General features: G+C 70.5%; 23 protein-coding genes and 1 pseudogene. 7 read left to right on the forward strand and 17 right to left on the reverse strand.

The genetic code is table 11. From position 1 onward, the window contains the following. Positions 1 to 42: 42 nt before the first annotated feature. Positions 43 to 189, reverse strand: a pseudogene (locus SALPAC6_RS28705) (MaoC family dehydratase); the annotation flags it as partial. 201 nt (positions 190 to 390) lie between these two features. On the opposite strand from SALPAC6_RS28705, the gene SALPAC6_RS0116525 reads away from it, so the two are divergent. Next, positions 391 to 1,059, forward strand: a complete 669-nt coding sequence (locus SALPAC6_RS0116525; RefSeq protein ID WP_018254484.1) for a spermine/spermidine synthase domain-containing protein — start codon at positions 391 to 393, stop codon at positions 1,057 to 1,059. Between the two features lie 210 nt (positions 1,060 to 1,269). Here SALPAC6_RS0116525 and SALPAC6_RS0116530 read toward each other — a convergent pair whose 3' ends face one another. Continuing rightward, complete coding sequence (locus SALPAC6_RS0116530) at positions 1,270 to 2,067, reverse strand: class I SAM-dependent methyltransferase (RefSeq protein WP_026189749.1); 798 nt, start codon at positions 2,065 to 2,067, stop codon at positions 1,270 to 1,272. A gap of 146 nt (positions 2,068 to 2,213) precedes the next feature. On the opposite strand from SALPAC6_RS0116530, the gene SALPAC6_RS0116535 reads away from it, so the two are divergent. Continuing rightward, positions 2,214 to 3,257: a sodium:calcium antiporter gene (locus tag SALPAC6_RS0116535; RefSeq protein ID WP_018254486.1), complete on the forward strand. Its 1,044-nt coding sequence runs from the start codon at positions 2,214 to 2,216 to the stop codon at positions 3,255 to 3,257. A 53-nt stretch (positions 3,258 to 3,310) separates the two neighbouring features. On the opposite strand, the gene SALPAC6_RS30825 is transcribed toward SALPAC6_RS0116535, so the two are convergent. The 4 genes from SALPAC6_RS30825 to SALPAC6_RS0116555 form a co-directional block, all read right to left on the reverse strand. Further along, positions 3,311 to 3,433 (reverse strand): hypothetical protein, encoded by a 123-nt coding sequence (locus SALPAC6_RS30825; protein ID WP_263404777.1) that lies wholly within the window; start codon positions 3,431 to 3,433, stop codon positions 3,311 to 3,313. Between the two features lie 240 nt (positions 3,434 to 3,673). Then, positions 3,674 to 5,965 (reverse strand): heavy metal translocating P-type ATPase, encoded by a 2,292-nt coding sequence (locus SALPAC6_RS0116545; protein WP_018254488.1) that lies wholly within the window; start codon positions 5,963 to 5,965, stop codon positions 3,674 to 3,676. Between the two features lie 8 nt (positions 5,966 to 5,973). Next, positions 5,974 to 6,171 (reverse strand): hypothetical protein, encoded by a 198-nt coding sequence (locus tag SALPAC6_RS0116550; protein ID WP_018254489.1) that lies wholly within the window; start codon positions 6,169 to 6,171, stop codon positions 5,974 to 5,976. Positions 6,172 to 6,194: 23 nt separating this feature from the next. Next, positions 6,195 to 6,404 (reverse strand): heavy-metal-associated domain-containing protein, encoded by a 210-nt coding sequence (locus SALPAC6_RS0116555; RefSeq protein WP_018254490.1) that lies wholly within the window; start codon positions 6,402 to 6,404, stop codon positions 6,195 to 6,197. Between the two features lie 105 nt (positions 6,405 to 6,509). On the opposite strand from SALPAC6_RS0116555, the gene SALPAC6_RS0116560 reads away from it, so the two are divergent. The 3 genes from SALPAC6_RS0116560 to SALPAC6_RS0116570 all read left to right on the forward strand — a co-directional run bounded on the left by SALPAC6_RS0116560 (position 6,510) and on the right by SALPAC6_RS0116570 (position 9,515). Then, entirely contained in the window at positions 6,510 to 6,812 is a 303-nt protein-coding gene (locus tag SALPAC6_RS0116560; RefSeq protein ID WP_018254491.1) for a metal-sensitive transcriptional regulator, read from the forward strand. A gap of 44 nt (positions 6,813 to 6,856) precedes the next feature. Beyond that, on the forward strand, positions 6,857 to 8,200 hold the full coding sequence (locus SALPAC6_RS0116565) for a YibE/F family protein (RefSeq protein WP_018254492.1): 1,344 nt from the start codon (positions 6,857 to 6,859) through the stop codon (positions 8,198 to 8,200). Between the two features lie 298 nt (positions 8,201 to 8,498). Continuing rightward, the gene (locus tag SALPAC6_RS0116570; protein WP_026189750.1) at positions 8,499 to 9,515 is read left to right on the forward strand and encodes a coiled-coil domain-containing protein; all 1,017 of its coding nucleotides are present in this window, start codon (positions 8,499 to 8,501) and stop codon (positions 9,513 to 9,515) included. 72 nt (positions 9,516 to 9,587) lie between these two features. On the opposite strand, the gene SALPAC6_RS0116575 is transcribed toward SALPAC6_RS0116570, so the two are convergent. Further along, entirely contained in the window at positions 9,588 to 10,289 is a 702-nt protein-coding gene (locus SALPAC6_RS0116575; RefSeq protein WP_018254494.1) for a carbonic anhydrase, read from the reverse strand. Positions 10,290 to 10,582: 293 nt separating this feature from the next. Between SALPAC6_RS0116575 and SALPAC6_RS0116580 the strand changes: the two genes are divergently transcribed. After that, positions 10,583 to 11,119 carry a C39 family peptidase gene (locus tag SALPAC6_RS0116580; protein WP_018254495.1) on the forward strand — a complete coding sequence of 179 codons (537 nt, stop codon included), beginning with the start codon at positions 10,583 to 10,585 and terminating at the stop codon, positions 11,117 to 11,119. Between the two features lie 71 nt (positions 11,120 to 11,190). On the opposite strand, the gene SALPAC6_RS0116585 is transcribed toward SALPAC6_RS0116580, so the two are convergent. Then, a complete protein-coding gene (locus SALPAC6_RS0116585) occupies positions 11,191 to 11,373 on the reverse strand; it encodes an antitoxin (protein WP_018254496.1) in 183 nt (60 codons plus the stop codon). 97 nt (positions 11,374 to 11,470) lie between these two features. Beyond that, positions 11,471 to 12,118, reverse strand: coding sequence for a dienelactone hydrolase family protein (locus SALPAC6_RS0116590; RefSeq protein WP_018254497.1), 648 nt, complete (start codon positions 12,116 to 12,118; stop codon positions 11,471 to 11,473). A gap of 147 nt (positions 12,119 to 12,265) precedes the next feature. Between SALPAC6_RS0116590 and SALPAC6_RS29725 the strand changes: the two genes are divergently transcribed. Beyond that, on the forward strand, positions 12,266 to 12,442 hold the full coding sequence (locus SALPAC6_RS29725) for a hypothetical protein (RefSeq protein ID WP_018254498.1): 177 nt from the start codon (positions 12,266 to 12,268) through the stop codon (positions 12,440 to 12,442). Positions 12,443 to 12,492: 50 nt separating this feature from the next. On the opposite strand, the gene SALPAC6_RS0116600 is transcribed toward SALPAC6_RS29725, so the two are convergent. The 8 genes from SALPAC6_RS0116600 to SALPAC6_RS0116635 form a co-directional block, all read right to left on the reverse strand. Continuing rightward, positions 12,493 to 14,868, reverse strand: coding sequence for a glycoside hydrolase family 65 protein (locus SALPAC6_RS0116600; protein ID WP_018254499.1), 2,376 nt, complete (start codon positions 14,866 to 14,868; stop codon positions 12,493 to 12,495). After that, positions 14,865 to 15,620: an HAD family hydrolase gene (locus SALPAC6_RS0116605; RefSeq protein WP_026189751.1), complete on the reverse strand. Its 756-nt coding sequence runs from the start codon at positions 15,618 to 15,620 to the stop codon at positions 14,865 to 14,867. The genes SALPAC6_RS0116600 and SALPAC6_RS0116605 overlap by 4 nt, the downstream gene beginning before the upstream one ends. 58 nt (positions 15,621 to 15,678) lie before the next feature. Further along, complete coding sequence (locus tag SALPAC6_RS0116610; RefSeq protein WP_018254501.1) at positions 15,679 to 16,143, reverse strand: DUF4442 domain-containing protein; 465 nt, start codon at positions 16,141 to 16,143, stop codon at positions 15,679 to 15,681. 73 nt (positions 16,144 to 16,216) lie between these two features. After that, complete coding sequence (locus SALPAC6_RS0116615) at positions 16,217 to 17,524, reverse strand: ABC transporter ATP-binding protein (protein ID WP_018254502.1); 1,308 nt, start codon at positions 17,522 to 17,524, stop codon at positions 16,217 to 16,219. Between the two features lie 101 nt (positions 17,525 to 17,625). Beyond that, positions 17,626 to 19,821 (reverse strand): bifunctional glycosyltransferase/CDP-glycerol:glycerophosphate glycerophosphotransferase, encoded by a 2,196-nt coding sequence (locus SALPAC6_RS0116620; RefSeq protein ID WP_018254503.1) that lies wholly within the window; start codon positions 19,819 to 19,821, stop codon positions 17,626 to 17,628. A gap of 8 nt (positions 19,822 to 19,829) precedes the next feature. Beyond that, positions 19,830 to 21,797: a DUF5941 domain-containing protein gene (locus SALPAC6_RS0116625; RefSeq protein ID WP_018254504.1), complete on the reverse strand. Its 1,968-nt coding sequence runs from the start codon at positions 21,795 to 21,797 to the stop codon at positions 19,830 to 19,832. Then, positions 21,794 to 22,543, reverse strand: coding sequence for an ABC transporter ATP-binding protein (locus SALPAC6_RS0116630; protein WP_018254505.1), 750 nt, complete (start codon positions 22,541 to 22,543; stop codon positions 21,794 to 21,796). Before SALPAC6_RS0116630 ends, SALPAC6_RS0116625 begins: the two co-directional genes overlap by 4 nt. 1 nt (position 22,544) lies before the next feature. After that, on the reverse strand, positions 22,545 to 23,372 hold the full coding sequence (locus SALPAC6_RS0116635; protein WP_018254506.1) for an ABC transporter permease: 828 nt from the start codon (positions 23,370 to 23,372) through the stop codon (positions 22,545 to 22,547). Between the last annotated feature and the right edge of the window lie 9 nt (positions 23,373 to 23,381).

Here is a 23,381-nt window from a genome sequence, read left to right on the forward strand (position 1 = left end):
GCAGCGGGCTCAGCCCTCCTCCCGGCACCGAACCAGGAAGGATCACTCAAAGACGACCACCAGCTCTCCGGTCGCCTTCGTGCCCGTTGTCTCCACCGTCACGATCCCGTTGCCCGGACGGGACCGCGACCGCCGCTTGTGCAGGATCCGACTCGTCGCGTAGAGGGTGTCCCCGACGAAGACGGGCTCCATCTGCTGTCTCCGACGTTTCGGAACGCCCTGCGGTCCCCCGTACCGACGAGGCGCAACAACTCCCCGTCGTCTGCGTCCACCATGAGAGGTTAGGACGCAGAACTCCCCGAGTCGGTTCGCTGACCGGCGCCTATAGTGATGCGACGCGTTGGCCCGCCTGACCCGTCCGTCACACACGTCCCGCGGGGGGTACTTATCGTGAACGATTTCCGGCAACCGCCGGTCACCCTGGACCGGGTGACCACCAGCCGGGGCGAGCTGGTGCTCCGCGAGACGAACGGCCGCTACGAGGTCATCAGCAACGGTGTCTTCCTGATGGACACCGCGGACGGCCGCTCCGAGCGGCTGCTGGTTGACGCGGCGATGAGCAGGTGCACGGCATCGGCGCCCCGGCTGCTCATCGGCGGTCTCGGCGTCGGCTTCTCGCTGCTGCGCGCGGTCGAGCACGCACGGCTCGCCGCCGTCGATGTGGTCGAGATCGAGGCCACCGTGATCGACTGGCACACCCGCCACCTGCGCCACCTCACCGGCGCCGTGCAGACCGACCCCCGAGTACGGATCATCGAGGCGGACATCCTCGCCTGGCTGGCCGACACCGACGACCGGTACGACGCCATCTGCCTGGACACCGACAACGGCCCGAACTGGCTGGTCTTCGAGGCCAACGCCGAGTTGTACGCCCAGCGCGGGCTCGACCTGGTGGCCCGCCGACTCCGACCGGGGGGTGTCCTGGCGATCTGGAGCGCGAGCCGGGACGATGCCTTCGAGCAGCGACTCCGGGACCGCTTCGGCGATCTGGAGCTGCGGGAGACGCCGACCGACACTGGCGTACCGGACGTGGTCTACCTGGTCCGGGCTACACCCTGATCGGCGACAGCGTGATGCGCAGGCGGTCGACACGAACCGGTTGACGAACGAGGTGTAGTCAACCGATGCGCCCTCGGCCGGTTCGGCCGCCGCTGGCGCGGCGGCCACACCGGCGGGCACCATGGCCACGACCGCGGTGATCGCGGTGGAACGCCAGCGGTTGCGCCCGCGGTTGGCCCTTCAGCCGAGACCTAGTGTCACCGGGTCTGGTCACCGCCGCACGCTCGGTCGGCGGCCGAGATGGATGAGGAACTCGTTCTCCTCGACGAAGGTGTCGGTGTCGCTGCACCGGGCCAGGGCGGCGCGGACCGCGTTGTCGAACTCATTGATCCGGTCGCCGAAGAGTTCTGGCTCGGCGAACGTGGTGGAGTGCAGGTAGCCAAGGATGCTGTTGGCCGTCCAGGTCCGGTGCACCGGCACGACGGACTCCTCGACCTGGTTGAACGGCGAGTCCCGCAGCGCCTGACTATCGGGACGCCGCTGCTCGTGGAACGTGCCCGAGCCCGCCCGGCGTTCCTCGCCGAGAAAGTCCTGGATGACCCTCCGGACGGCCATCTCCCAGTCATGGTGGGCTGCCCAGAAGCTCTTGTCGGCGAAGATCGCAACGACGCCGTCCGGGCTGACCTGTGCGTCCAGTTGGTTCAGGACCCGCGTCTGGTCGAGCCAGTGGAACGTTCGACAGATCGTCACCAGGTCGGCCTGCCATCCGGCCGGTGGGGCGAACTCCTCCGCGGTGACCTCTTCGAAACGTAGCTGGGCGCCGGCGGGCAGCCGCGGGCGGAGTGCGTTCTCGGCCACGGTGAGCATCTCGGGATCGGGGTCGATGCCGATGATGTCATCGAACCGGCCCCGGAGAGCCTCCACCGCGAGGCCGACACCGGTGCCGATGTCGAGCAGACGCCGCGGCGAACCGACGGGGGCCGCGGCGTCCAGGATATCGGCCACCGCCTCCGGAACGTCTGGCCGGAAATGCCGGTAAAAACCGACAGTTCCATGGAAAATACTCACGATTGCTCTCCTTACGCTAACCCCGTAGAAACCATAGGCATCGGGCTGTTCGGGTATCGGCAAAACGGCCAACCCGGCGTGGAGTTTGCGATCCGGACATCCGCCACTGCCGGATTCGATCGGACAGATCTGGGAATCCCCGGCCGGTGCCGGACGTACTGACCAGCCTGCCGTGGCCAACCGGGCCGAGCATCGCCGTCTTCGGGGTGGCGGGGACCCTCACGGTGCTGGGCAGCATCCGCCTGGTCGCCCTCGGCGACACCCTCGCCGACCGGACCGGCTGGGGTGAGGCGTTCTTCGGCGCGGTCTTCATCGGGCTGGCGACCTCGTTGTCCGGCATCGTGATGACCGCCGTCACCGCGGCGGCAGAGCAGCCGCAGCTCGGCTACAGCAACGCGGTCGGCGGGATCGCCGCCCAGACCACCGCAGTCGCCGTGGCGGACGCCTTCCACCGCCGGGCCAACCTGGAGCATGCCTCGGCATCACTGTCGAACGTGCTCTTCGGGGTCCTACTCATCGTGCTGCTCTCGCTGGCCCTGCTCGGCCGCTACGCACCGGATGTCACCGTGGCCGGTCTGCACCCCGCCTCACTCGCTCTGGTCGCCGCCTACCTCGGCGGCCTGCATCTGGTCCGCCGCTCCGGAGCCAGTCCGCTGTGGCGGGCCGTCGCCACCGCCGAGACTCTGCCGGACATCACCCAGGAGCACGGCAGCCTCGACCGGACCAGCTCCAGCCGGCTCTGGGTGCGCTTCGCGGCGGTGGGCCTGCTGGTCGCGGTGGGGGGTTGGGCGATCGCCCGGGCCGCCGAGAGTCTGGTGCTGGTCACCGGCTTGAGCGCGGGCTTCGTCGGGGCGATCCTGATGGGCGCGGTGAACGCCCTCCCGGAGACGGTTACCGCCGTGGCGGCGGTCCGCCGGGGCGCCCCGACCCTGGCCATCGCCGCCGTCCTCGGCGGCAACAGTCTGGACGCCCTCAACCTGGTGGTCGGCGACGTGGCCTACCGCGGCGGCTCGATCTACCACGCCGCCGGTGACCCTCAGCTCTTCGTGACCACCAGTGCGCTGTTCATGACCGCGATCCTGCTGGGCGGCCTGCTGGTGCGGCAGGCATACGGCTGGGGGCGGCTCGGCTTCGAGGGCATCCTGCTGTTGACCAGCTACACGGCGATGACCGTCATCCTGGCCACCTGACCGGCACCGGGACAGGCGGGCGAAGATCGTCGCCGACGCCGTGGGCGGTGCGGTCAGCGGCTCGTCGTGACCGGCGCGGGTGGAGTGGCTGGGCTGCCCGCGTCGCGCTGCTCGCCGTGACCGCTCAGTACCAGCACGGCCAGCGCCGCCACCGCGGCGGCGCGCCGCGCGATCACCACGCACCTCGACACCCCGACTCACCCCCGTTTCACACCGCGGCATCCCCGGTTGCTGTCAACGCCGCCACACGGCGTTGTCCTGGCAACGAGTGGACCCGACGGTGGGACACGTCCCGCCCCCACGGCGGGGCGGGCCCGGCGGCGACGGCTCCAGGGACACAGCAGTCCCGGCAGGACGCGTACCCACCCGGCAGCTTCGCCAAACACGCTCACCGCGTGAGCTTGGGAGACTCCTCGTCACCGGGGTGGCCGGGGAGACCGGAGTCCCGCCGACAGCTGAGACAGCGGGCGGAAACCCCGCAGCCGGAGACTGTTGGCGACCACGAAGACCGAGGAGAAGGCCATCGCGGCTCCGGCGATCATCGGGTTGAGTAGACCGGCCGCGGCCAGGGGGAGCGCCGCCACGTTGTAGGCGAACGCCCAGAACAGGTTGCCCTTGATGATCGCGAGGGTCCGCCGGGACAACCGGATGGCATCGGCGGCGGCGGTCAGGTCACCCCGCACCAGGGTCAGGTCGGAGGCCTCGATCGCCACATCCGTACCGGTGCCCATCGCCAGCCCGAGGTCGGCCTGGGCCAGCGCCGCGGCGTCGTTGACCCCGTCACCGACCATCGCCACCACCCGGCCCTCCTGCTGGAGCCGCCGGACGACCGCCACCTTCTCGGCGGGCAGCACCTCCGCGACCACCTCATCGATCCCGACCTCGGCCGCGACCGCCCGGGCGACGGTCTCGTTGTCGCCGGTGAGCAACACCGGACTCAGGCCCAGCTCCCGCAGTTGTCGGAGCGCGAGCGCGCTGGTCGGCCGGACCACGTCGGCGACCGTGAGCAGCCCGCGGGCCTGCCCATCCCAGGCCACCAGCACCACCGTCGCACCGGTGGCCTGCGCCGTGGCACCGGCCGTCACCAGCTCCTCCGGTACGTCCAGTCCCCGCTCCCGGAGCAGTCGAAGCCGGCCGACCAGCACGCGATGGCCCGCCACCACGCCCTCGACGCCCAGCCCTTCGAGGTTGGCAAAGTCGGTTACCGGCGGCAGGGGCCCCGCCTCGGCCGCGCCCACCGCGACGGCCTGGGCGATCGGATGCTCCGAGGCGACCTCCAGAGCCCCGGCGAGCCGAAGCAGCTCGGCCCGCTCCACGCCGCTCGCCGCGACCACGTCCACCAGGGTCATCCGGCCAGCGGTGACGGTCCCGGTCTTGTCCAGCACGACCGTGTCCACCGTCCGGGTGGTCTCCAGCACCTCCGGACCCTTGATCAGGATGCCGAGCTGCGCGCCCCGACCGGTGCCGACCAACAGCGCGGTGGGGGTAGCCAGGCCCAGAGCGCAGGGGCACGCAATGATCAACACAGCTACCGTAGCGGTGAAGGCGGCGGTCGGGCCGGCTCCACTCCCCAGCCACCAGCCCAGGGTGGCGGCAGCGAGGGCGATCACGACGGGGACGAAGACCCCGGAGATCCGGTCGGCGAGCCGCTGCACGGCCGCCTTGCCGGATTGCGCAGCCTCCACCAGTCGGGCCATCTGGGCGAGTTGCGTGTCGCTGCCGATCCGGGTGGCCGCCACGACCAGCCGCCCACCCGCGTTGACGGTGGCGCCCACCACGGCGTCGCCGGCCCTGACCTCGACCGGCACGGATTCACCGGTGAGCATGCTGGCATCGACCGCGGAACTCCCCGCCACCACCACGCCATCGGTGGCGATCTTCTCGCCGGGGCGCACCACGAACTGATCCCCCACCACAAGCTGGTCGATCGGGATGCGGGTCTCCGCGTCTCCGCGCAGCACCGCCACCTCTTTCGCACCCAGCTCCAGCAGGGTGCGTAGGGCGGCGCCAGCGGTGCGCTTCGCGCGCGCCTCGAAGTACCGGCCGGCGAGGATGAAGGTGGTGACGCCAGCGGCCACCTCCAGGTAGATGTGGCCCGCGCCGCCGCCGGAGACGACGGCGAAGCTGAACGGGTGGGTCATACCGGCGGTGCCAGCCGTACCGAGGAAGAGCGCCCAGAGCGACCAACCGAACGCGGCGAGGGTGCCCAGCGACACCAACGTGTCCATGGTCGCCGCGGCGTGCCGGAGGTTGACCCAGGCAGCCCGGTGAAACGGTAGGCCGCCCCAGACCACCACCGGGGCGGCCAGCGTCAACGACAGCCACTGCCAGTAGGTGAACTGCCAGGGCGGCACCATCGCCAGCAGGATCACCGGCACGGTGAGCGCGGCCGAGACCCAGAGCCGGGTCCCGAGTCCGCGCAGCTCGTCGGCCGGCTCGGCGGTGGGCACCGCTGCGGCTGCCGGTGGCGGCGGTACGACGGCGGTGTAGCCGGTCTTCTCGACCGTGGCGATCAGGTCATCCGGGGTCACCCCGTCGGCGTACGCGACCCGGGCCTTCTCGGTGGCATAGTTCACCGTGGCGTCCACGCCGGGCATCCGGTTCAGCTTCTTCTCGATGCGGGCGGCGCAGGAGGCGCAGGTCATTCCGCCGATGGACAGCTCGATCTGGTTGGCGGCCCGCGGCTTCGGGCTGCTCGTGGTGGTCATCGCGCTCCCTACCGGTCGGGCCCGTGCCCTGGAGGGAGGGGTCCGGAGCCGGGGTCGTCATGCTCGGGGTTTGCGTGCTCTGGGTCGTCGTGGTGGATCTCGACGGCTGGGGTGCCGGGGCCGGTTACCTGACCGACCCCGTACGCCGCGCCGAACACCGCCGCGAGACCGAGCAGGAAGGCGGTGAGCTTCGTCGCCGTTTTCATGCGGGCCTCGGTCTCGACGCGGGTCAGGCGTCGACGAGGTCGTAGCCGGCCTCGTCCACCGCGGCGCGTACGGTCTCGACCTCCATCGGGTGCTGGCTGGTGATGGTCAGCCGGCCAGCCGCCAGGTCAACCTGGACCTGCTCCACACCCGGAAGCCCACCCACCTCGGCGCTGACCGCGGAAACACAGTGCCCGCAGGTCATGCCCTGTACCTGGTACGTGGTGGTGATCATGAAAACCCTCCCCTTTCCGCCAGGCCAGCCCCTGGGTAGATACCCCCAGGGGGTAACTGCCAGCGACTTTAACATACCCCCCAGGGGTACGGTATTCTGATCCGCATGACCAGACCCGACCCCGCCCCGGTCCGCGGCTACACCGCCAGCAAGGACCAGCTACTCACCCGGCTGCGCCGGGTCGAGGGGCAGGTCCGGGGGATCGAGAAGATGGTCGAGGAGGATCGATACTGCATCGATGTCCTCACCCAGATCTCCGCGATCCAGGCCGCGCTGGATAAGGTGGCGCTCGGGCTGCTCGACGGGCACGCCCGGCATTGCCTGCACGAGGGGGCGGCCGAGGGGCGAGCCGACGAGATGGCGACCGAGATGATGGCTGCCGTCGGCCGGCTGATGAAGCGCGGCTGACCCGTACCGTCCCGTTACTCGCCCGGTACTCGTTGGGAGGATTAATGGGCGTCGACCACACCCGACCCGCTCCGTCCACCCCACCCCGGGTGCGACGGATCCTCGTCGCGACGGTGGTCCCCTTACTCCTCGCCACCCTGGTCGCCGCCGTGGCCCTCTGGCCGCGCGACACCCGTACGGCCGAACCGGGCGCCGAGCCACCCCGTTACCACGGCACCGTGACGAGGGTGGTCACCGAACCCTGTCCCCCCACCCCGGCGCCGCCCGATCCCGGGCTGACCACCGATGACGGCCCCTGTGGCGAGGTGACCGTCCGCGTCGAGCAGGGGCCGGACGCCGGACGTCAGGTCGGCACGCCGATTCCCGCCGGACCGGGCGCCCCCGACATCGCCGTCAACGACGAGATCATCCTGGTCGAGTTGACCGACCCCACCGACCCGACCACGAGCATGTACACCATCGCCGAGCACCAGCGCGGCAAGCCTCTGCTCTGGCTGGTGGCGCTCTTCGCCGCCGCGATCGTGGCGTTCGGCCGCTGGCGCGGGCTGGCCGCCCTCGCCGGCCTGGCGGCGAGCTTCGCCGTCCTCCTGACGTTCGTCCTGCCGGGGATCAGCGCCGGCCAGTCGCCGCTACTGGTCGCGGTGGTCGGCGCCGCACTGATCATGTTTGTGGTCCTGTACCTCACCCACGGCGTGACCGCGCAGACATCGGTGGCGGTTCTCGGCACCCTGGGCAGCCTGATCCTCACCGGCCTCCTCGGCACCCTCGCCACCGCCGCCACCCGACTGACCGGGTACGGCAGCGAGGAGGCGATCACGCTGTCGATGTTCCAGAGCAACGTCGACCTGCATGGTCTGCTACTGGCCGGAATCATCATCGGCTCGCTCGGGGTACTGGACGATGTCACCGTCACCCAGGCCGCCACGGTGACCGAGCTGGCAGCCGCCAACCCGGAGTTGTCCCGCCGCCAGCTCTACCGCTCCGCCACCCGGGTCGGTCGGGCCCACATCGCCTCCACGGTGAACACCATCGTGCTGGCGTACGCCGGAGCCTCGCTGCCGGTGCTGCTCCTGCTGACCGCCGACTCGCGACCGGTGAGCCAGATCCTTACCAGCGAATTCCTCGCCCAGGAGATCGTCCGTAGTGCGGTGGCCACGCTGGGGTTGATCGCCGCGGTCCCCATCACCACCGGGCTCGCCGCCATCGTGACCGCCGCCGGTCGCACCGCTGGCGGCGAGTCGGGCGAGAGTACCGCCCCAGCGCCACCGCCGCGACCGCGTGCCGCCCGCGTCGAGGTGCTGGAGGCGCTCAGTACCCCCCGCTCCGGCCCGGTCGCCGCCGCCGATCGACGGACCGGCGGGGACCACAGCACGGAAGACCCATGGTAAAACTACGCAGGGTAGTGAACCGGCCCTGCGGGTCGGACAATCAGGGCACCTATCACCCGACGTGCCGGCGATTTCATGCGATTGGTCGAGTTTGGGGCGTAGCTCGACCGGATGAGCGTCAGGTAACCTCGCTGTCGGTCACCGCCGAAGACGCCCACCGGTACCTGCGGGACCACCGCCCAATCGCCGCGAGGCGAGCCGGGGAGACGGGCAGCTGTGGTGCGGCTGCCCCATCAGGGAGCACCTACCGCCCCAACCCGTCAGCTCGCCCAGCCGGTGGTCAACGGAAGGGATCATTGTGACGGCACCCCCACGCCGCTGGTTAACGCCCGTGGCGGCCGTGCTCACCGCGCTGGCCGTGCTCGCCGGGCCGGTCCCGGCGTCCGCCACCCCCACCTCTCCCCCGCAGCCCTCGGGGCACGACGAGGAGCCGGAGCTTCTCGGCGATCTCATCGAGGTCCGCAACCGCGAGTACGTGAAGGCCAAGGCGCAGCTGACGGAGTCCGAGAAGCGCCAGTCCGTCCTCGAGACGGAGATTGAGAAGGCGCAGGCCGAGCTGGACGAGCTCGGCTCCCAGGTGGCGGAGATCGCGGCCCAGTCATACCGGACGGGACGGGTCGGCGCGATATCGACGCTGCTGGACGCGGATACCCCCGACTCCTTCATCGCCCGGGCCACCGCGCTGGACGAGCTGAACCGCGTCAACGATCAGCGCATCAAGGCGGTCAACACGATCAAGACCCGGGCCGAGCAGGCGAAGGTGGGGATTGACGAAGAGGTACGCAAGCAACAGAAGCTGAAGAGCGACCTCGAGCGTGGAAAGCTCGAGGCGGAGAAGGCCCTCCGCCTCGTCGGTGGCAACGGGCTCACCGGCGGTCTGGTCGACGCCGAATCGCCGGTCGCCCGAGTGGCCCCGGGACGTACCTCGGATGGCGACTGGAAGCCGCTCGGCTGCACCGAGGATGACCCGACCACCGGCGGCTGCATCACTGCGCGAACACTGCACATGTACAACGAGGTCAAGCGGGCCGGTTTTGACCGATTCGTCGGATGCTACCGCTCGGGTGGACCGTGGGAGCACCCCAAGGGACGGGCCTGTGACTGGTCACTGCAGGACAGCGGGTTCCGCCCTTGGTACAACAACGACATGCGCCTCTACGGCAACAATCTGACCGCGTTCCTCGTCCGTAACGCCGACCGGCTCGGCATCTACTACGTGATCTGGAACCGGCAGATCTGGTTCCCGGCGACCGGCTGGAAGTCGTACAGCGGCCCGTCGAACCACACCGACCACGTGCACGTGTCGTTGCTGTAGCCGCCGACAACGCCTGGGCCGGCACCGCGTTCTATGCGGCGCCGGCCCGCTGTCATTCTCGGGGCGCCGGCCTCAGGGTGTGCGCGACGCCGCGAGCCCGACCTCGGTCACGGTCCGCACCACGCCGGTGGTGAGCTGGTACGACATCCCCACGACCGCGCAGGTACCGGCGGCCACGGCGGCAGCGACCGCCGCGGAGCGATCCAGCAGCACGGCAACGGTCTGCTGGACGTGTTGATCAACGATCTGGTCGAGGTCGGTCAGCCCGGCGGCCTCGGCCCGACGGATGCTCGGCAGCACCGCCTCCACCACCGCACGAAGGTGCCCGGCAACTGGTGCGCCGGTGGCCTCGGCTGACCTGGCCGCCTGCACCGCGCCACAGGATTCGTGCCCGAGCACCACCACCAGCGGAGCACCTAGCGCGGTGACGGCGTACTCGATGCTGCCCAGCACCTCCGGTCCAACAGCGTGTCCGGCGGTGCGTACCACGAACAGGTCGCCCAGACCGCGGTCGAAGATGAGCTCAACCGCGAGCCGCGAGTCGGAACAACCGAGTATCACCGCGAAGGGCTGCTGCCCCTCCGCCAGCGCGACCCGGCGGCCGACATCCTGGTGCGGGCGGTCCGGAGCTCCGGCGGCGAACCGCCGGTTGCCGGCGTGTAGCTCGGCGACCGCCGCGCGGGGGCCGACTGGCTGATTCCGGAGATCGCCGGATTCACCGGCGGAAAGCTGATCTGCGCCCGACTGCGCATCGGGCGTTTCGGGGCGATTCATGCCCTTACCTCATCCCTGTGGGAGCCCCAACCTGAAGGCCCGGTGTACGGGACTCGGGCCTTCTCCACGCTCACATGAAGCAGAAAGCACGTCAAGGCATGCGTGATCTGCGCTTCACATGTCGGCGCCCGGACGCCCCGGACGCACCCAGGAATGCCCACCGCCTCCGGCCTGTTGAAGCTCCGGTACCCCTGGTTTCCCGGACCGTCACCGCCCGGGCCGCCGCCCGTGCCGAGCGCCGCGTGGTGCTTGCCGTCCCCCTCCGGACGTCACACCCCCGAAGGAGCCCGACCATGAGCACGATCACCCCCACTGACGGCCGCTCGGTCGCCGGACTGCTGGTCACCGTCGATTATCAGGCCCAACCCAACTTTTACTACTGCGGGCCGGCGGCGACCCGAATGGCTCTCTCCGCACTGGGCAGGCTGCTCCCGCAGGATGAGGTCGCCCAACGGCTCGGCACCACCCAGGCCGGCACGGACTCGGCCCAGGACGTCACTCGCGTCCTCAACGAGCTGACCGGCGACGCGTACCGAACCACGGATATACCGGATACGACAGCCAAACCGGACGAGGTCTACCAGCTACGCGAGGACATTCAGCATGCCCTGGCACAGGGACGCGCGGTCGTGGCCAACGTCCGAGGGACCACGGTCGACACCGACGGCACCCCGCACTCGTACGAGGGGGGCCACTACCTGACGCTGGTGGGCTACCGCGCCGAGGGCGACCTCCTCCGGGTCGCCGATCCGGCCGCACCGAAGCGCGAGTACTGGATGGGCGTACCAAAGGTCGCCAACTGGATCGCCGAACGCGGCTACTCGTCCTGATCGCCCACGGGCCGGCCTCCCGAGCGGGAGACCGGCCCGTTCGGCGCGCCCCGCGCCGAAACTCGGATGCGTCAGCGTTTCTGGTCGCCCTCACCGGTCCGGGACTGCATCATGTCCACGCCGCGATCGACCTGCTCCTTGTACCGGCCGCCCGTGCGCTCGTTGACCATGTCACCGGCCTTTTCTATGCTCCGGTCGACCTGCTCGTCCTGCTTGTTGACGTACTCCCTGGCCTGGTCCATGAATTTCTTCATGTGATCCTCCTAGGGTCGAGGTGTTGCACCTACAGCGTTCCCCAGGGCCCCGGGCACAAACACCGACCACGCCGGGACAGCGCGCACCGGCCACTGGTCACCCAAGGTGCTCGGTGAACCAACTCGCCGCCGCGTGAGCCACCTGCTCCAGTGCACCGGGCTCCTCGAACAGGTGCCCGGCACCGGGGACCACTGTCAGCTCCGCCCGCTCCGGCAACGCCGCCCGAGCCTGCTCGTTCAGGGCGAGCACCTGGTCGTCGAGGCCGCCCACGAGCAGCAGTGTCGGCGCTCGTACCCGGCCCAGCGCCGGACCGGCAAGGTCCGGCCGGCCGCCCCGGGAGACCACCGCGCCGACCGCGGCCGGGCGCTCGGCGGCGGCCACCAGGGCGGCGGCTGCCCCGGTGCTGGCCCCAAAGAGCCCGATCGGCACCGCGCCCACCGGCTCTCCGGTGGCCAGCCAGTCGACGATCTCGGACAACCTGCCGGCCAACCGGCCGATGTCGAACCGGAGCTGCGCGGTGCGCGCGTCCGCCACCTCCTCATCCGGGGTGAGCAGGTCCACCAGGACCGTGCCGAGCGCGCTGCGATTGAGGACCTGCGCCACCTCGACGTTGCGGGGACTCCGCCGCGAACTGCCGCTGCCATGTGCGAAGAGCACTACTCCGGCCGGCTCCGACGGCACCCGGAGATCAGCCGTGAGCTGGACGTCCCCCGCCGGAACCGGCACCTCACTCCGTGCGTCCATGTCCCGGTCCTTCCCACCCGCTCGCCCGCCATGCGTACGCCCCGGGCCCGTCCGGTCTCGTTTCGCCCGGGCGGGCATCGGGTACCCGACCGGTGCGGGCAGACCGCACCGGCGCAGGCAGCGCCCCGACGAATCGGGAGGATCGCCATGGCGCAGCAGCAGGAGTCTCGGCAGCAGGCCGCCGAGCGGGAACGACGAGAACGCGACGCGAAACGTAACCGGGACTGGGCGGATGAGGCGGCGCGGGCGCGTACCGCCGATGATCCCCGAGCGATGGCGCCGCACGACGCCGGGGGCCGTCCCTCCCAGGGCAGACAGTGGTGAGGTGCTGACGTCGGTCGGGGCCCGATCCGGCCCGGCCGGCGGGCCCGACCCTACGGTTCCCGCTCCGGGAGGCGGATCAGCGGGTCGCGACCGGGCGGCTGGTGCGGGGTCTGGCTCGGCTCACTCACTGGTGGGGTTGGCCGGGTCACCGGTTCGGCCGCGGTGACCTCGATCCGCTCGCCGTGGTGCATAAGCTCCAGCGTCTCCTCGGGGTCGCTGTGCTGCAACGCGTAGGTGGTCTGGTGCGGCTGGATGTCGACCCGGAGCTGGGCCTGGCGCCAGTGCAGGGAGAACTCCAGCCGGCCCAGGCGACTGGAGAGCCGGGGCGTGAAACAGAGCGTTCCGTCGTGCTCGCGCAGCCCACCGAACCCGGCGACCAGGGCGATCCACGCACCGGCCAGGGAGGCGATGTGGACGCCGTCGCGGGTGTTCTCGTTCAGGTCGTGCAGGTCCATCAACGCGGCCTCACGCAGGTAGGTGTGGGCTAGCTCCGGATACCCCACCTCGGCTGCCAGGACGGACTGGGTACAGGCCGACAGGGACGAGTCGCGGACGGTACGGCGCTCGTAGTAGAGGAAGTTGCGCAGCTTCTGCTCCGGGGTGAACGCGTCCCCCCGCCAGTGCATCGCCAGCACCAGATCGGCCTGTTTGATCACCTGTCTGCGGTACAGGTCAAAGTATGGATAGTGCAGCAGCAACGGGTACTTCTCCGGTGGGGTGTGGACAAAATCCCACTCCTGAAACCGGGTGAAGCCCTCGACCTGCTCGTGTACGTCGATCTCCGAGTCGTACGGGATGTGGATGGAGACGGCCGCGTCCCGCCACGCCGCCGCCTCCTCGTCGGTGACTCCCAGGTCCGCGGCCTCGTCCCGGTACCGCATCGCCGTCTCCGCGGCGGTGGTCAGATTCCGTTGCGCCATCAGATTGGTGTAGATGTTGTCGTTCTTGATGGCGGTGTACTCGTCCGGACCGGTCACCCCGTCGATGTGGAACTGCCCGTGCCGGTCGTGGTGGCCCAGCGACCGCCACAACCGCGCGGTCTCCACCAGCAACTCCAGGCCGATCTCCCGCTCCAGGTCGGTGTCCTGGGTGGCGTGCACGTAGCGACGTACCGCGTCGGCGATACCGGCGGCGATGTGAAAGCCGGCGGTGCCGGCCGGCCAGTAGCCGGAGGACTCTGGCCCCTCAATGGTGCGCCAGGGGAAGGCCGCGCCCGCCAGATTGAGCGTGCGGGCCCGTTCGCGCGCGGTCGGCAGGGTGTGATGCCGCCACTGCAGGGCATCGCGCACCGCGGTGGGGTGGGTGTAGGTGAGCACCGGCAGCACAAACATCTCGGTGTCCCAGAACGCATGGCCGTCGTACCCCGGCCCGGTGAGACCCTTCGCCGAAATCGGCCGGCGCTCGGCCCGGGCACCCGCCTGGAGCACGTGAAAGAGCCCGAAGCGGACCGCCTGCTGCACCTCGGGGTCCCCCTCCACCAGCACGTCGGCCGAGTCCCAGAACTCCTCCAGGTACTCCCGCTGTTCCCGCAGCAACCCGTCCCACCCGTCCAGCTGGGCGGCGGCCAGCGCGGCACCGACCTGGTCCCGCAGCGCCGGCAGCGATCGGCGGCTGGACCACCCGTAGGACAGGTACTTCACGACCCGCAGCGTCTCGCCGGGCTTGAGCACACAGGCGATGGTGGTCCGTACCCAGTCCTCGTACCCCTCGGACTCGATGTTGGTCCGCGCGGTGGTCTGCACCTCGTGCTCCATCGCGGCGGCGAGGCGCAGGTCGGAGACCTTCGTACGGTGGATCAGCAGGCCCCCGTCGTGGGTGGTCAGCTCCTCCTCGGCCAGCAGCGGCGACTCCAGCACCGCCGCCACCCGCGGATCCTTGCTCTGGGCCGGCAGGGTTTCGTTGGCCACCAACTCCGACTGGACGATCAACCGCAGCGGCTTACCGTCCACGACCTCGACCTCGTAGTTGATGGCGGCGGCGGAGCGCTGGCGGAACGAGACCAACCGGGTGCTGCGGACGCAGACCTCCCGCCCGGCCGGCGAGCGCCAGTGCACGGTCCGGTGCAGCGTGCCGTCACGCAGGTCGAGCACCCGCTCGTGGGCGAGGAGCTCGCCATATCGCACGTCGAGTGGCTCGTCGTCCACCAGCAGCCGGATGAGCTTGCCGTTGGTGACGTTGACGAGGGTCTGTCCGGACTCGGGGAAGCCGAAGCCGGCCTCCGCGTGTGGCAGCGGGCGCAGCTCGTAGAAGGAGTTCAGGTACGTTCCCGGCAGGCCGTACGGCTCGCCTTCGTCAAGGTTGCCGCGCAGGCCGATATGCCCGTTGGAGAGGGCGAACACCGACTCGGACTGGGCCAACACATCCATGTCCAGCCTGGTTTCGCGGACATGCCACGGCTCGACCGGGTACGCGCGCTCTCGGATCATGCGTCCGGCTCCCGTTTCTCGATCAGCTCCGCGAGATCCTGCACGACGATGTCCGCGCCCTGCGCCAACAGGGCATCGGCCTGTCCGACTCGGTCCACGCCCACCACATACCCGAAGTCACCGGCTCGACCGGCGGCGACTCCGGCGAGGGCGTCCTCGAAGACGGCCGCGTTACCGGGGACCACCCCGAGCCGTTCGGCCCCAGCCAGGAAGGTGTCCGGTTCTGGTTTGCCGCGTAACTTCTCGGTGCGGGCGACGAGCCCATCGACCCGGGTCTCCAGCAGCGGCTCCAGCCCCGCTGCGGCGACCACCTCACGGCCATTGGCGCTGGCGGTGACGACCGCGCGGCGCAGCCCGGCGTCGGCAACCGCCCTGAGGTACGTCACCGAGCCGGGGTAGACCTCCACCCCATGCGTCCGCAGCTCCTGGAGCAGCCGGACGTTCTTACAGTTGCCGATGCCATGGACCGTGTCGGCCTCGGGCGGGTCGTCCGGCTTTCCCTCCGGAAGCACGATGTCACGCGAGGCGAGGAAGGCGCGGACCCCGTCGTACCGGGGCCGGCCGTCGACATACCGGCGGTAGTCCTCATCCGGGTCGAACGGTTGGAACGGCTCGTCGGCGTCCGCGGCGTGCCGGCGCAGGAACTCGTCGAACGTCGTCCGCCACGCGGCGTTGTGAACGCGAGCGGTCTGGGTGAGTACCCCGTCCAGGTCGAACAGGCAGGCGGTCACGTGCGCAGGCAGACCCAGCATCATTCGAATCTATCCAGCCTCGTCGCGGCGCAAACCGTTTCGGCGGTCAACGCGCCGATCAGTGCGGGCGAAGCGTCCAGACGATGGTCATCTCCCCGGTGGGTTTGCCCTCCTCGGTGGCGATCTCCACGCTGACCCGGAACTCGGGTCGCTCTCCGGCGTCCAGCTCCGCGACCACGTCGGCGACCGGCCGATCGAGCCGCGCGGTCGCCCGCACCGGCCCCATGGCGAGCTTCCGGTACGCGATCTCAGCGCTGACGGCGAGCGGTGTCGTCCGGTCGAGCACCGACGCGAACGCGGCCACCACGACCGCGCCGGAGGCCGTCTCGCCGAGGGTGAACATGGCGCCGGCGTGCGGCCCACCAACGTGGTTGTGGGTGGCCGGGGTGTCGGGCAGCCGGACCACCGCCTGGATCGCGCCGTCGGCGTCGGTGGCCACCTCGACGAATTCGAAGCCCAACGTCCGGGCGAAGGGCACGGCCGCCAGCATGCTGGCGGACACCTGGCTCACATCGATGCTCATACCCGCACATGTTACCGACGGGTAACCAAAGCGACAAGGCGGCCCCGCGCCCGACCGGTGCCGGGGCTCCGCGTCAACGCCAACCGACGTCGACCCGGTCGCCGTGCTCGTCAAAGAAGTGCAGGGCGTCCATCCGGACCCGGATCGCCAGCTTCTGCCCCGGGGACACCGCGGGGTACGGTGCCAGCCGCACCGCCAGCTCCGCCGGCCGGCGGTGGTGTCGACCCGGATCGGGGAACACGCTGGCTGGCGTACGGCTCGCCGCGGCCTGCTGCTCCTCGCCCGCCGCACCGAACCGACCGGTGATCCGCCGCATCGCCCGCCCGAACTGACGCAGGCCACGTTGCCGGACCGCGTCCCCGCCTGCGGGTACCGCCGCCTCGTCCACCACGACGGCGGTCGCACCGATGTCGAGGAAGGCAAGCGACTCATGCCCGTGATGCTCCAGGTGACGGATCCGCCCGTGCAACACCGGGCCGGGGGTGGTCGGGGCGGTCGGGGTCAGCGCCTCCGCCCGCAGGCCGACCACGATCCGCTCGCCGTGATAGTGGCCCACCGCCCGGGCGCGCATGTCGTCCCACGGGAGGTGCAACGTCTGTTCTCCAAGGTTGAGCGCGACGTGTTGGTCCAGGTGCACGTGGACCGCGGCCTCCAGCAGGTTCATCCGTGGGGTGCCGAGAAAGGTGGCGACGTAGAGGGTGGCCGGGCGGCCGTAGACCTGAGTCGGGGTGCCGACGTCCTGCAGGATCCCTCTGCGCATGATCGCCACCCGGTCGGCCATGGTCAGCGCCTCGGTCTGGTCGTGGGTCACGTAAAGGGTGGTGACACCCAGTTCCCGAGTCAGTCCGGAAATCTCCGCACGCAGCTCGGAGCGGAGCCCGCTGTCGAGATTGGACAGCGGCTCGTCCATCAGGAAGAGCTCCGGCCGACGCACGATCGCCCGCCCCATGGCGACCCGCTGACGCTGACCACCGGAGAGCCGCCCGGGCCGACGGTCGAGGATGTCGGCGATACCCAACGCGCCCGCGACATCGGCGACCCGCTCGCTGCGCCGCTCCGCCGCCAGGCCGGCCAGACGCAGCGGAAAGGCGATGTTGTCGCCGACGCTCAGGTGCGGATACAGGGCGAAGTCCTGGAAGACCATCGCCACCGATCGGTCCCGGGGCGGCAGGTCGTTGGCGAACTCGCCGTTGAGAAAGACCGCACCGGAGGTCGGGGCCTCCAGGCCGGCGACCATGCGCAGCACCGTCGACTTGCCACAGCCGGAGGGGCCGAGCAGCACCATGAACTCACCGTCGTTGACGTCAAGGTTCACGCGATCAACGGCGAGGGCGCCGGTCCGGAAGACCTTGGTCACATCCTTGAGCGCGACGGTGGCCACCGGTTCCTCCCCACCTGACCAACTCGGACCTGAACGACTGTGACGAGCCCCACCCGAGCTGCATATCGGATGAACGTTCAATCTTCGGCGCGCGGCGGTGGCTAGCTGGCCGGACCGGCCTCGGCGACCTCCACCCCGAAGATCCGCCGGACCACCCGTTCGGCGGCGTGGCCGTCGTCGAGCCGACAGAACCGGTCTCGGAACCGACGCCGCGCCGCCTCCGCCGACGGATCACGCAGCGCACCGGAGCGGAAGAGGTCGAGCAGCCCGGCGAAGTCCGTCGCCACCGCCCCCGGGGGCTCGGCGATCACATCCAGGTAGACGCCACGGGTCAACCGGTACGCCGCCCAGTCCGGCGCGTACAGGACGATCGGCCGATCCAGGACGGCGTAGTCGAACATCGCCGACGAGTAGTCGGTGACCAGCACGTCGGCGGCGAGATAGAGGTCCTCCACCCGGGGATAGCCGCTCACGTCGCGCAGTCGGTCCGGGTGGGCCGAATCCAGCGTCTCGGCGGCTCGGTCGTCGAAGTAGTGACTGCGCATCAGCAACCGACCGGCGGGCCCCAACGCGGCGAGGAACCGGCCTGGGTCAAACGGCGGCCGGTACCCCGGCAGGTGCTCCCGGTGCGTGGGCAGGTAGAGAACCACCTGCTCGCCGACCCCCAGGCCCAACTCGGCCCGGATCCGCAGCACCTCCTCGGTGGTGGCGGTGGCCAGCCGGTCGTTGCGCGGATACCCCACCTCCAGCGTGGTGTACCCGGCCGGGTAGGCCCGCTCCCACATCTGGGTGGAGAAGTTGTTGGAGGTGATGCTGTAGTCCCACCGGTCCACCCGGTGCAGCAGCCCCGCGAAGTCCATCAGGGCCCCGACCGGGTAGCGCTGCTGGTCCAGGCCCATCACCTTGACCGGCGTGCCGTGATGGGTCTGCACATGCACGGTGCCGGGGCGTTTCCGGACGAAGTTGGGAAAGTTGACGTTGTTGACCAGCCAGCGGGCCTGCGCCAACGCCCGGTAGCCCGCGGGGGTGCCGGAGACCACGTAGTCCACGCCCGCCGGCAGCGAGTCCACCCGGTCCCGCCGCACGATCCACACCCCCCGCACGTGCGGGGCGAGTCGCCGGGCAGCCTCGTAGATCGCCGCCGGATTGCAGGCGTAGCCGCGGTACCAGTAGGCGGCGTACACCGCCAGCCGCGGGTCAACCGGGCGCAGCAACTCGGCCCGGTAGTACTCGCGCAACCCGACGTCCCGAACCCGCCGGAGGAGCGGCACGGCCCCGCGCCGGGCCCGCCGGGTGGCGTGGACAGCGATACCCTGCACCCGGGCGGCACCGCGCAGCGCGTTGTACGTCCGCCACCGGCCGGTGGCGACCAGGCGGTGCTTCAGCCCCTCGACCCCGGGCGGGGCCGGCCGGCCCTGCGCCGGACGCCAGCGCGCGTGGTCGGCGGCGATCCGGACGAAGAAGGCGGGCCGCAGGTCTGCCGGGATCCGCTCCCCGGTGCCGAGCACGGCCAGGTAGTGCCAGATCATCCGTTCGAAGAGGGCCGGGCGGAGGTCTTCCTCGGCCGCTCCCACCTCGTCCAGGAGCGCGAACACCCGGTGCCACTGCGCGAAGACCTCGAAGTGCCGGTCCCCCCGGGTTCGGGTGATGGCGCCGGCCCGACGCTGCCGATAGTTCACGCAGACCCGATCCAGCACCCCGATCCGCCGGGCACGGAGGAGCACGGGATAGGTGAACGAGACATCCTCGTACCAGCCGGGGGCGAAGCGCAGCCCGTGCTCGAGCAGGAACTCGCGGCGCAGCACCTTGTTCCACGCGGTGTGCAGCAGACGGATCATCTCCGGCCGCTCACGCAGCCGGAACGTCGCCGCCCCGGGCGAGGACGGAAAGACCTCGCGCATCCCGCTCTGGGTGCTCTCCCCGTTCCACCAGGTCCGTACGTGGTCGACGACGAGGACATCCGGTGTGGTGGCGCGCAGCCGCTCAGCCACCTCGACGAGGCACTCCGGGGCCAACCAGTCGTCGCCGTCAACGAACCACACGTACTCCCCGCCGGCCTGGTCCAGGCCGGCGTTGCGGGCTGGGCCGAGTCCCCCATTGGCCGGCAGCACGATCGTCCGTACCCGTTGGTCGCGGGCCGCGTACTCGGCCAGGATCTCGCCGCTGCTGTCCGGTGAACAGTCATCGACACCGATCACCTCGATCCCGGCCACCGGCTGCCCGAGGATCGAGTCCAGGCATTCGCGCAGGTAGCCCTGCACCCGGTAGGCCGGGACCACGAAGCTGATCAGTGCCACCCGGCCCCCTAACCCGGTGGGCGACCGCCAACAACACCTGTCGACCCCACCGCCCGTACGGCGCGGGCCGGCCGAATTACCCAGGCGAGGGCCACGCTCCCCACGAAGACCACGAAGAGATATATACCGAGTGTAGCCATGCCAATAGGAGCAATTCCGGCGATCGCAGAGAGCGTCAGCACCGCTGACCGCCCCTCCCATCCCAGCGTGGCGTCGTGCAACGGCGGAGCCAGCTTCCGCTTCTCCCACCGCGCGGTCAGGTCATAGTGGTGCAGGGTGAGCACGAAAAGGTACCCGAAGACCAGCCAGGCGGGGACAGCCCCGAGCACCCCGACCGCGATCGCGAAGAGATACTCCGCCGCGCGTAGCGCCGCTGGCACCAACCAGTCCAGCGCCCCGCCGTGACCGGCCCGCGCCCCCGCGGCGGCCAGCAGCAGCCCACCGAGCCCGACCAACGCCGTCCACCGGGGGAGGGAGTCCGGGCCGAAGAGCGCGAGCCCGAGCAGCACCGCCGCCACCAGTACCGCCGACACCGCCAGCCCCAGCGGGCCCGGCCAGCGCGGCGGCGGGAGGGCGCGGGCCAGCGGGCCATCGTCCCGATGCAGGGAGGTGTCCACCGTGTTCAATACTCCGACCCGCATCGAACGGGCCCGCAGCAGCCGCAGCGCCGCGGTGTACCCGAGCGCCAGCACCATCCCGGTCAGCACCGCGAACAAGGCGACCCGCTGGTCAAACAAGGCTGCCGCCAGGGCGATCAACGCCCATCGCTCACCGATCGGGAAGACCACCGTCCGCTTCAGCCAGTAGGTCACCGAGCCGACGTCGGCCTGCACCCGGTTCGAGGCGGCACTGAGCCGGTCGCCGAACCCACCCCCCGAGGTCGCCCGCGGCCGACGGGCCGCCTCGTCGTGCATCGCGCCGTACCAGGTGTCACTCATGTGGCGGACGGTCTGCACGGCCATCGCGGCGATCGCCAGGGCCCACCCATGGCGGAATCCGGCCTGGGTGGCGCCGTAGCCAAGGCCGGCGTAGACGATGAACTCCTTGGCCCGGTCGGCCATGGTGTCGAGCCACCCGCCCCAGGCGCTGAACGTACGGGTGTAGCGGGCGAGCTGCCCATCCACGCAGTCCAGCACGAAACCCAGGTAGAGCAGCACCGCACCGGCGACCAACGCCGGCCGCCCCCCGGTGCCGAACAGCAGCGCGGCCGCCACCGCGAACGCCACCGAGATCATCGTGACCGTGGTGGGGCTCAACCGGAGCCGGGCCGCCGCCTTCGTCACGTACGGCGACCAGGTGCTGACGAAGAAAGTGGTGAAGAAGTCATCCCGCTCCTTCACCGACAGCCGCAACTCGGCCCGGTCCGGGTCAACGGCCGCGACGGCCGCCTCGGCGGCGGCCCGGTCGTCGGCGGCGACGACCCGGCGCGCGACGAGTAGCCGTACCCGGTGGGCGAAGGTCACCGCGTCGCGGGCCACCAGGTCGGCGAAGAGCCGGTCGACGGCGGGCTCGTCGTCCACGACACCGGGGGCCGCAACGGCTCCCACCGGTACGGCCTCAGCGGCGATCGCCCGCGCGGCGGCAACCAGGACCGGCCGGTGGGCCGGATCGACCCGCAGCGCACCGCCGAACACACCGGTGGCCTCGCCCTCCAGCGCCGCCGGCGCTCCCGCGGCGACCACCTGCCCCCGATCCTCCCGAACCGCCGTGCGACCGGATGCCGGCGGACCGGCGAGCACCAGCGCCACCGTCGGCCCTGCCGGGCTGGTGGCGAGGTGCCGCAGGACGGCCGTGTGCGCGACCAGATCGGCGCCAGTGACGAGGACCGGACCGGTAGCCGACTCCGCCAGGTCAGCCAAGGTGGCCAGGTCACCGACCAGCCGCACCTCGTCGATGCCCGCGTGGCGGCACTGTCCGGCCAGGCGGTCGGCGAGGTCCGCCGATCCGTCGGCGGTCAACACGAGCGCGAGCGTCACCGGTCCACCGCCCCGTGGTACGCGGCCAGCGCCTCGGCCATCGTCCCGTCCACGATCATTCGACCGGCATCGAGGTAGAAGCCGCGCCGGCAGAACCGGGTCAGGTCCTGTTCGTTATGTGATACCAGCACCAGAGTGCGCCCCTCTCCGAGCAGACGATCGATCGTCGCATAGCACCGCTGGCGGAATTCGGCGTCCCCAACCGCGGTCACCTCGTCCATCAACAGGACGGGGTGCGGCAGGTGCGAGATGATCGCAAATCCGAGCCGGACCTTCATGCCGGACGAGTAGTGCCGCACCGACGTGTCGAGGGCCTGCTCCACCTGCCTGCCCGCGAACGACACGATCTCGTCCACCCGGCGCCGCAGGTAGCCCGGCGAGAGACCGTGCAGGCCACCGACCAGGTAGAGGTTCTCCCGGCCGGTCAGGTCGGCGGAGAAGCCGGCGGAGAGCTCCAGCAGCGGGGCGACCGCGCCGCGCACGGTGATCCGACCCTCGTCCGGGATCAACACGCCGGCGATGAGCCGCAGCAGGGTGCTCTTGCCGGTGCCGTTGCGGCCGATCACGCCGACCGTGTCGCCGGCCGCGATCGAGAAGGAGAGATCCCGTAGCGGCCAGAACCGACCATCGGCGCGACCACCGCGACGGCCCCGGTGCAGGGCAAGGTCCCGCAGCCGCAGTTGCCGGCGACGGTTCCGGACAAACCTGATGCCGAGCCCCGCCGCTTCGATGATCGGATCGGCCATCTCACAGCTCCTTGAGGACAGCCGGTTCGAGGCGGTGGAACGTCCACCAACCGACCACGAGCACCAGCAGACAGCCGGTGATCGTGGTGCCGAGTAACCGGGCGTCGGGGAACTCGTCGGGGTACCAGACCGCGTGGTGTAGCTGGAAGATCCCGACCAGGGGGTTCAGCTCATACCCGGCCTTGAGCCAGTCGGGCAGGCTGGAGTCCCGAACCAGGCCGAAGGGGTAGATGATCGGCGTGGCGTAGAAGAGCACCCGGACGACCAGCCGCATGACCCGCTCGACGTCGCGCATCAACACGTTGGCCGTGGAGAGCAGCAGTGCCAGGCCGACCAGGAGAACACCCTGGAGGGTGATGGCCAGCGGGAGAGCGAGCACCGACCAGCCCGGGTGGATCCGCCCCGCCACCGCGTATACCGCCGCGGCCGCCACCAGGAGGGGCAGGCCGGCCAGGTACTCGGCGACCCGCCCGGCGACCCGCCCGATCGGGAAGAACTGGCGGGGAAGGTTCATCGTGGTGATCAACCTGGCCTGGCCGGTCAGCGCGTTGGTCGCCTCGCCCAGCGCGGAGCTGGCCCACATCCACGCGAAGATTCCGGTGAACAGGAACAACGGGTACGAGTCAGCCGCCTCACCCAGATACCGACCGGTGTCCCGCTCGTACAGCACACCGAAGACGAACCAGTAGATGGCGCCGAAGCCCAGCGGCTCGATCAGGGACCAGAGATAGCCCAACGCGGACTGCTGGTACTTGACCGCGAGGTCCCGCCGGACGAGGATGCGCAGCGCGCCCCGATGCGACCAAAGCGTCCCGACGCCAGCGGCCACCGCGTCGCC

Source organism: Salinispora mooreana (assembly GCF_000379065.1).
Lineage (GTDB): Bacteria > Actinomycetota > Actinomycetes > Mycobacteriales > Micromonosporaceae > Micromonospora > Micromonospora mooreana.

What these genes read in the sequence shown, in the direction of transcription:
- SALPAC6_RS0116545 (WP_018254488.1), bottom strand. Translation starts at nt 5,965, where the DNA reads ATGACCACCACGAGCAGCCCGAAGCCGCGGGCCGCCAACCAGATCGAG.
- SALPAC6_RS0116550 (WP_018254489.1), bottom strand. Translation starts at nt 6,171, where the DNA reads ATGAAAACGGCGACGAAGCTCACCGCCTTCCTGCTCGGTCTCGCGGCG.
- SALPAC6_RS0116555 (WP_018254490.1), bottom strand. Translation starts at nt 6,404, where the DNA reads ATGATCACCACCACGTACCAGGTACAGGGCATGACCTGCGGGCACTGT.
- SALPAC6_RS0116560 (WP_018254491.1), top strand. Translation starts at nt 6,510, where the DNA reads ATGACCAGACCCGACCCCGCCCCGGTCCGCGGCTACACCGCCAGCAAG.
- SALPAC6_RS0116565 (WP_018254492.1), top strand. Translation starts at nt 6,857, where the DNA reads ATGGGCGTCGACCACACCCGACCCGCTCCGTCCACCCCACCCCGGGTG.
- SALPAC6_RS0116575 (WP_018254494.1), bottom strand. Translation starts at nt 10,289, where the DNA reads ATGAATCGCCCCGAAACGCCCGATGCGCAGTCGGGCGCAGATCAGCTT.
- SALPAC6_RS0116580 (WP_018254495.1), top strand. Translation starts at nt 10,583, where the DNA reads ATGAGCACGATCACCCCCACTGACGGCCGCTCGGTCGCCGGACTGCTG.
- SALPAC6_RS0116585 (WP_018254496.1), bottom strand. Translation starts at nt 11,373, where the DNA reads ATGAAGAAATTCATGGACCAGGCCAGGGAGTACGTCAACAAGCAGGAC.
- SALPAC6_RS0116590 (WP_018254497.1), bottom strand. Translation starts at nt 12,118, where the DNA reads ATGGACGCACGGAGTGAGGTGCCGGTTCCGGCGGGGGACGTCCAGCTC.
- SALPAC6_RS29725 (WP_018254498.1), top strand. Translation starts at nt 12,266, where the DNA reads ATGGCGCAGCAGCAGGAGTCTCGGCAGCAGGCCGCCGAGCGGGAACGA.
- SALPAC6_RS0116600 (WP_018254499.1), bottom strand. Translation starts at nt 14,868, where the DNA reads ATGATCCGAGAGCGCGCGTACCCGGTCGAGCCGTGGCATGTCCGCGAA.
- SALPAC6_RS0116605 (WP_026189751.1), bottom strand. Translation starts at nt 15,620, where the DNA reads ATGCTGGGTCTGCCTGCGCACGTGACCGCCTGCCTGTTCGACCTGGAC.
- SALPAC6_RS0116610 (WP_018254501.1), bottom strand. Translation starts at nt 16,143, where the DNA reads ATGAGCATCGATGTGAGCCAGGTGTCCGCCAGCATGCTGGCGGCCGTG.
- SALPAC6_RS0116630 (WP_018254505.1), bottom strand. Translation starts at nt 22,543, where the DNA reads ATGGCCGATCCGATCATCGAAGCGGCGGGGCTCGGCATCAGGTTTGTC.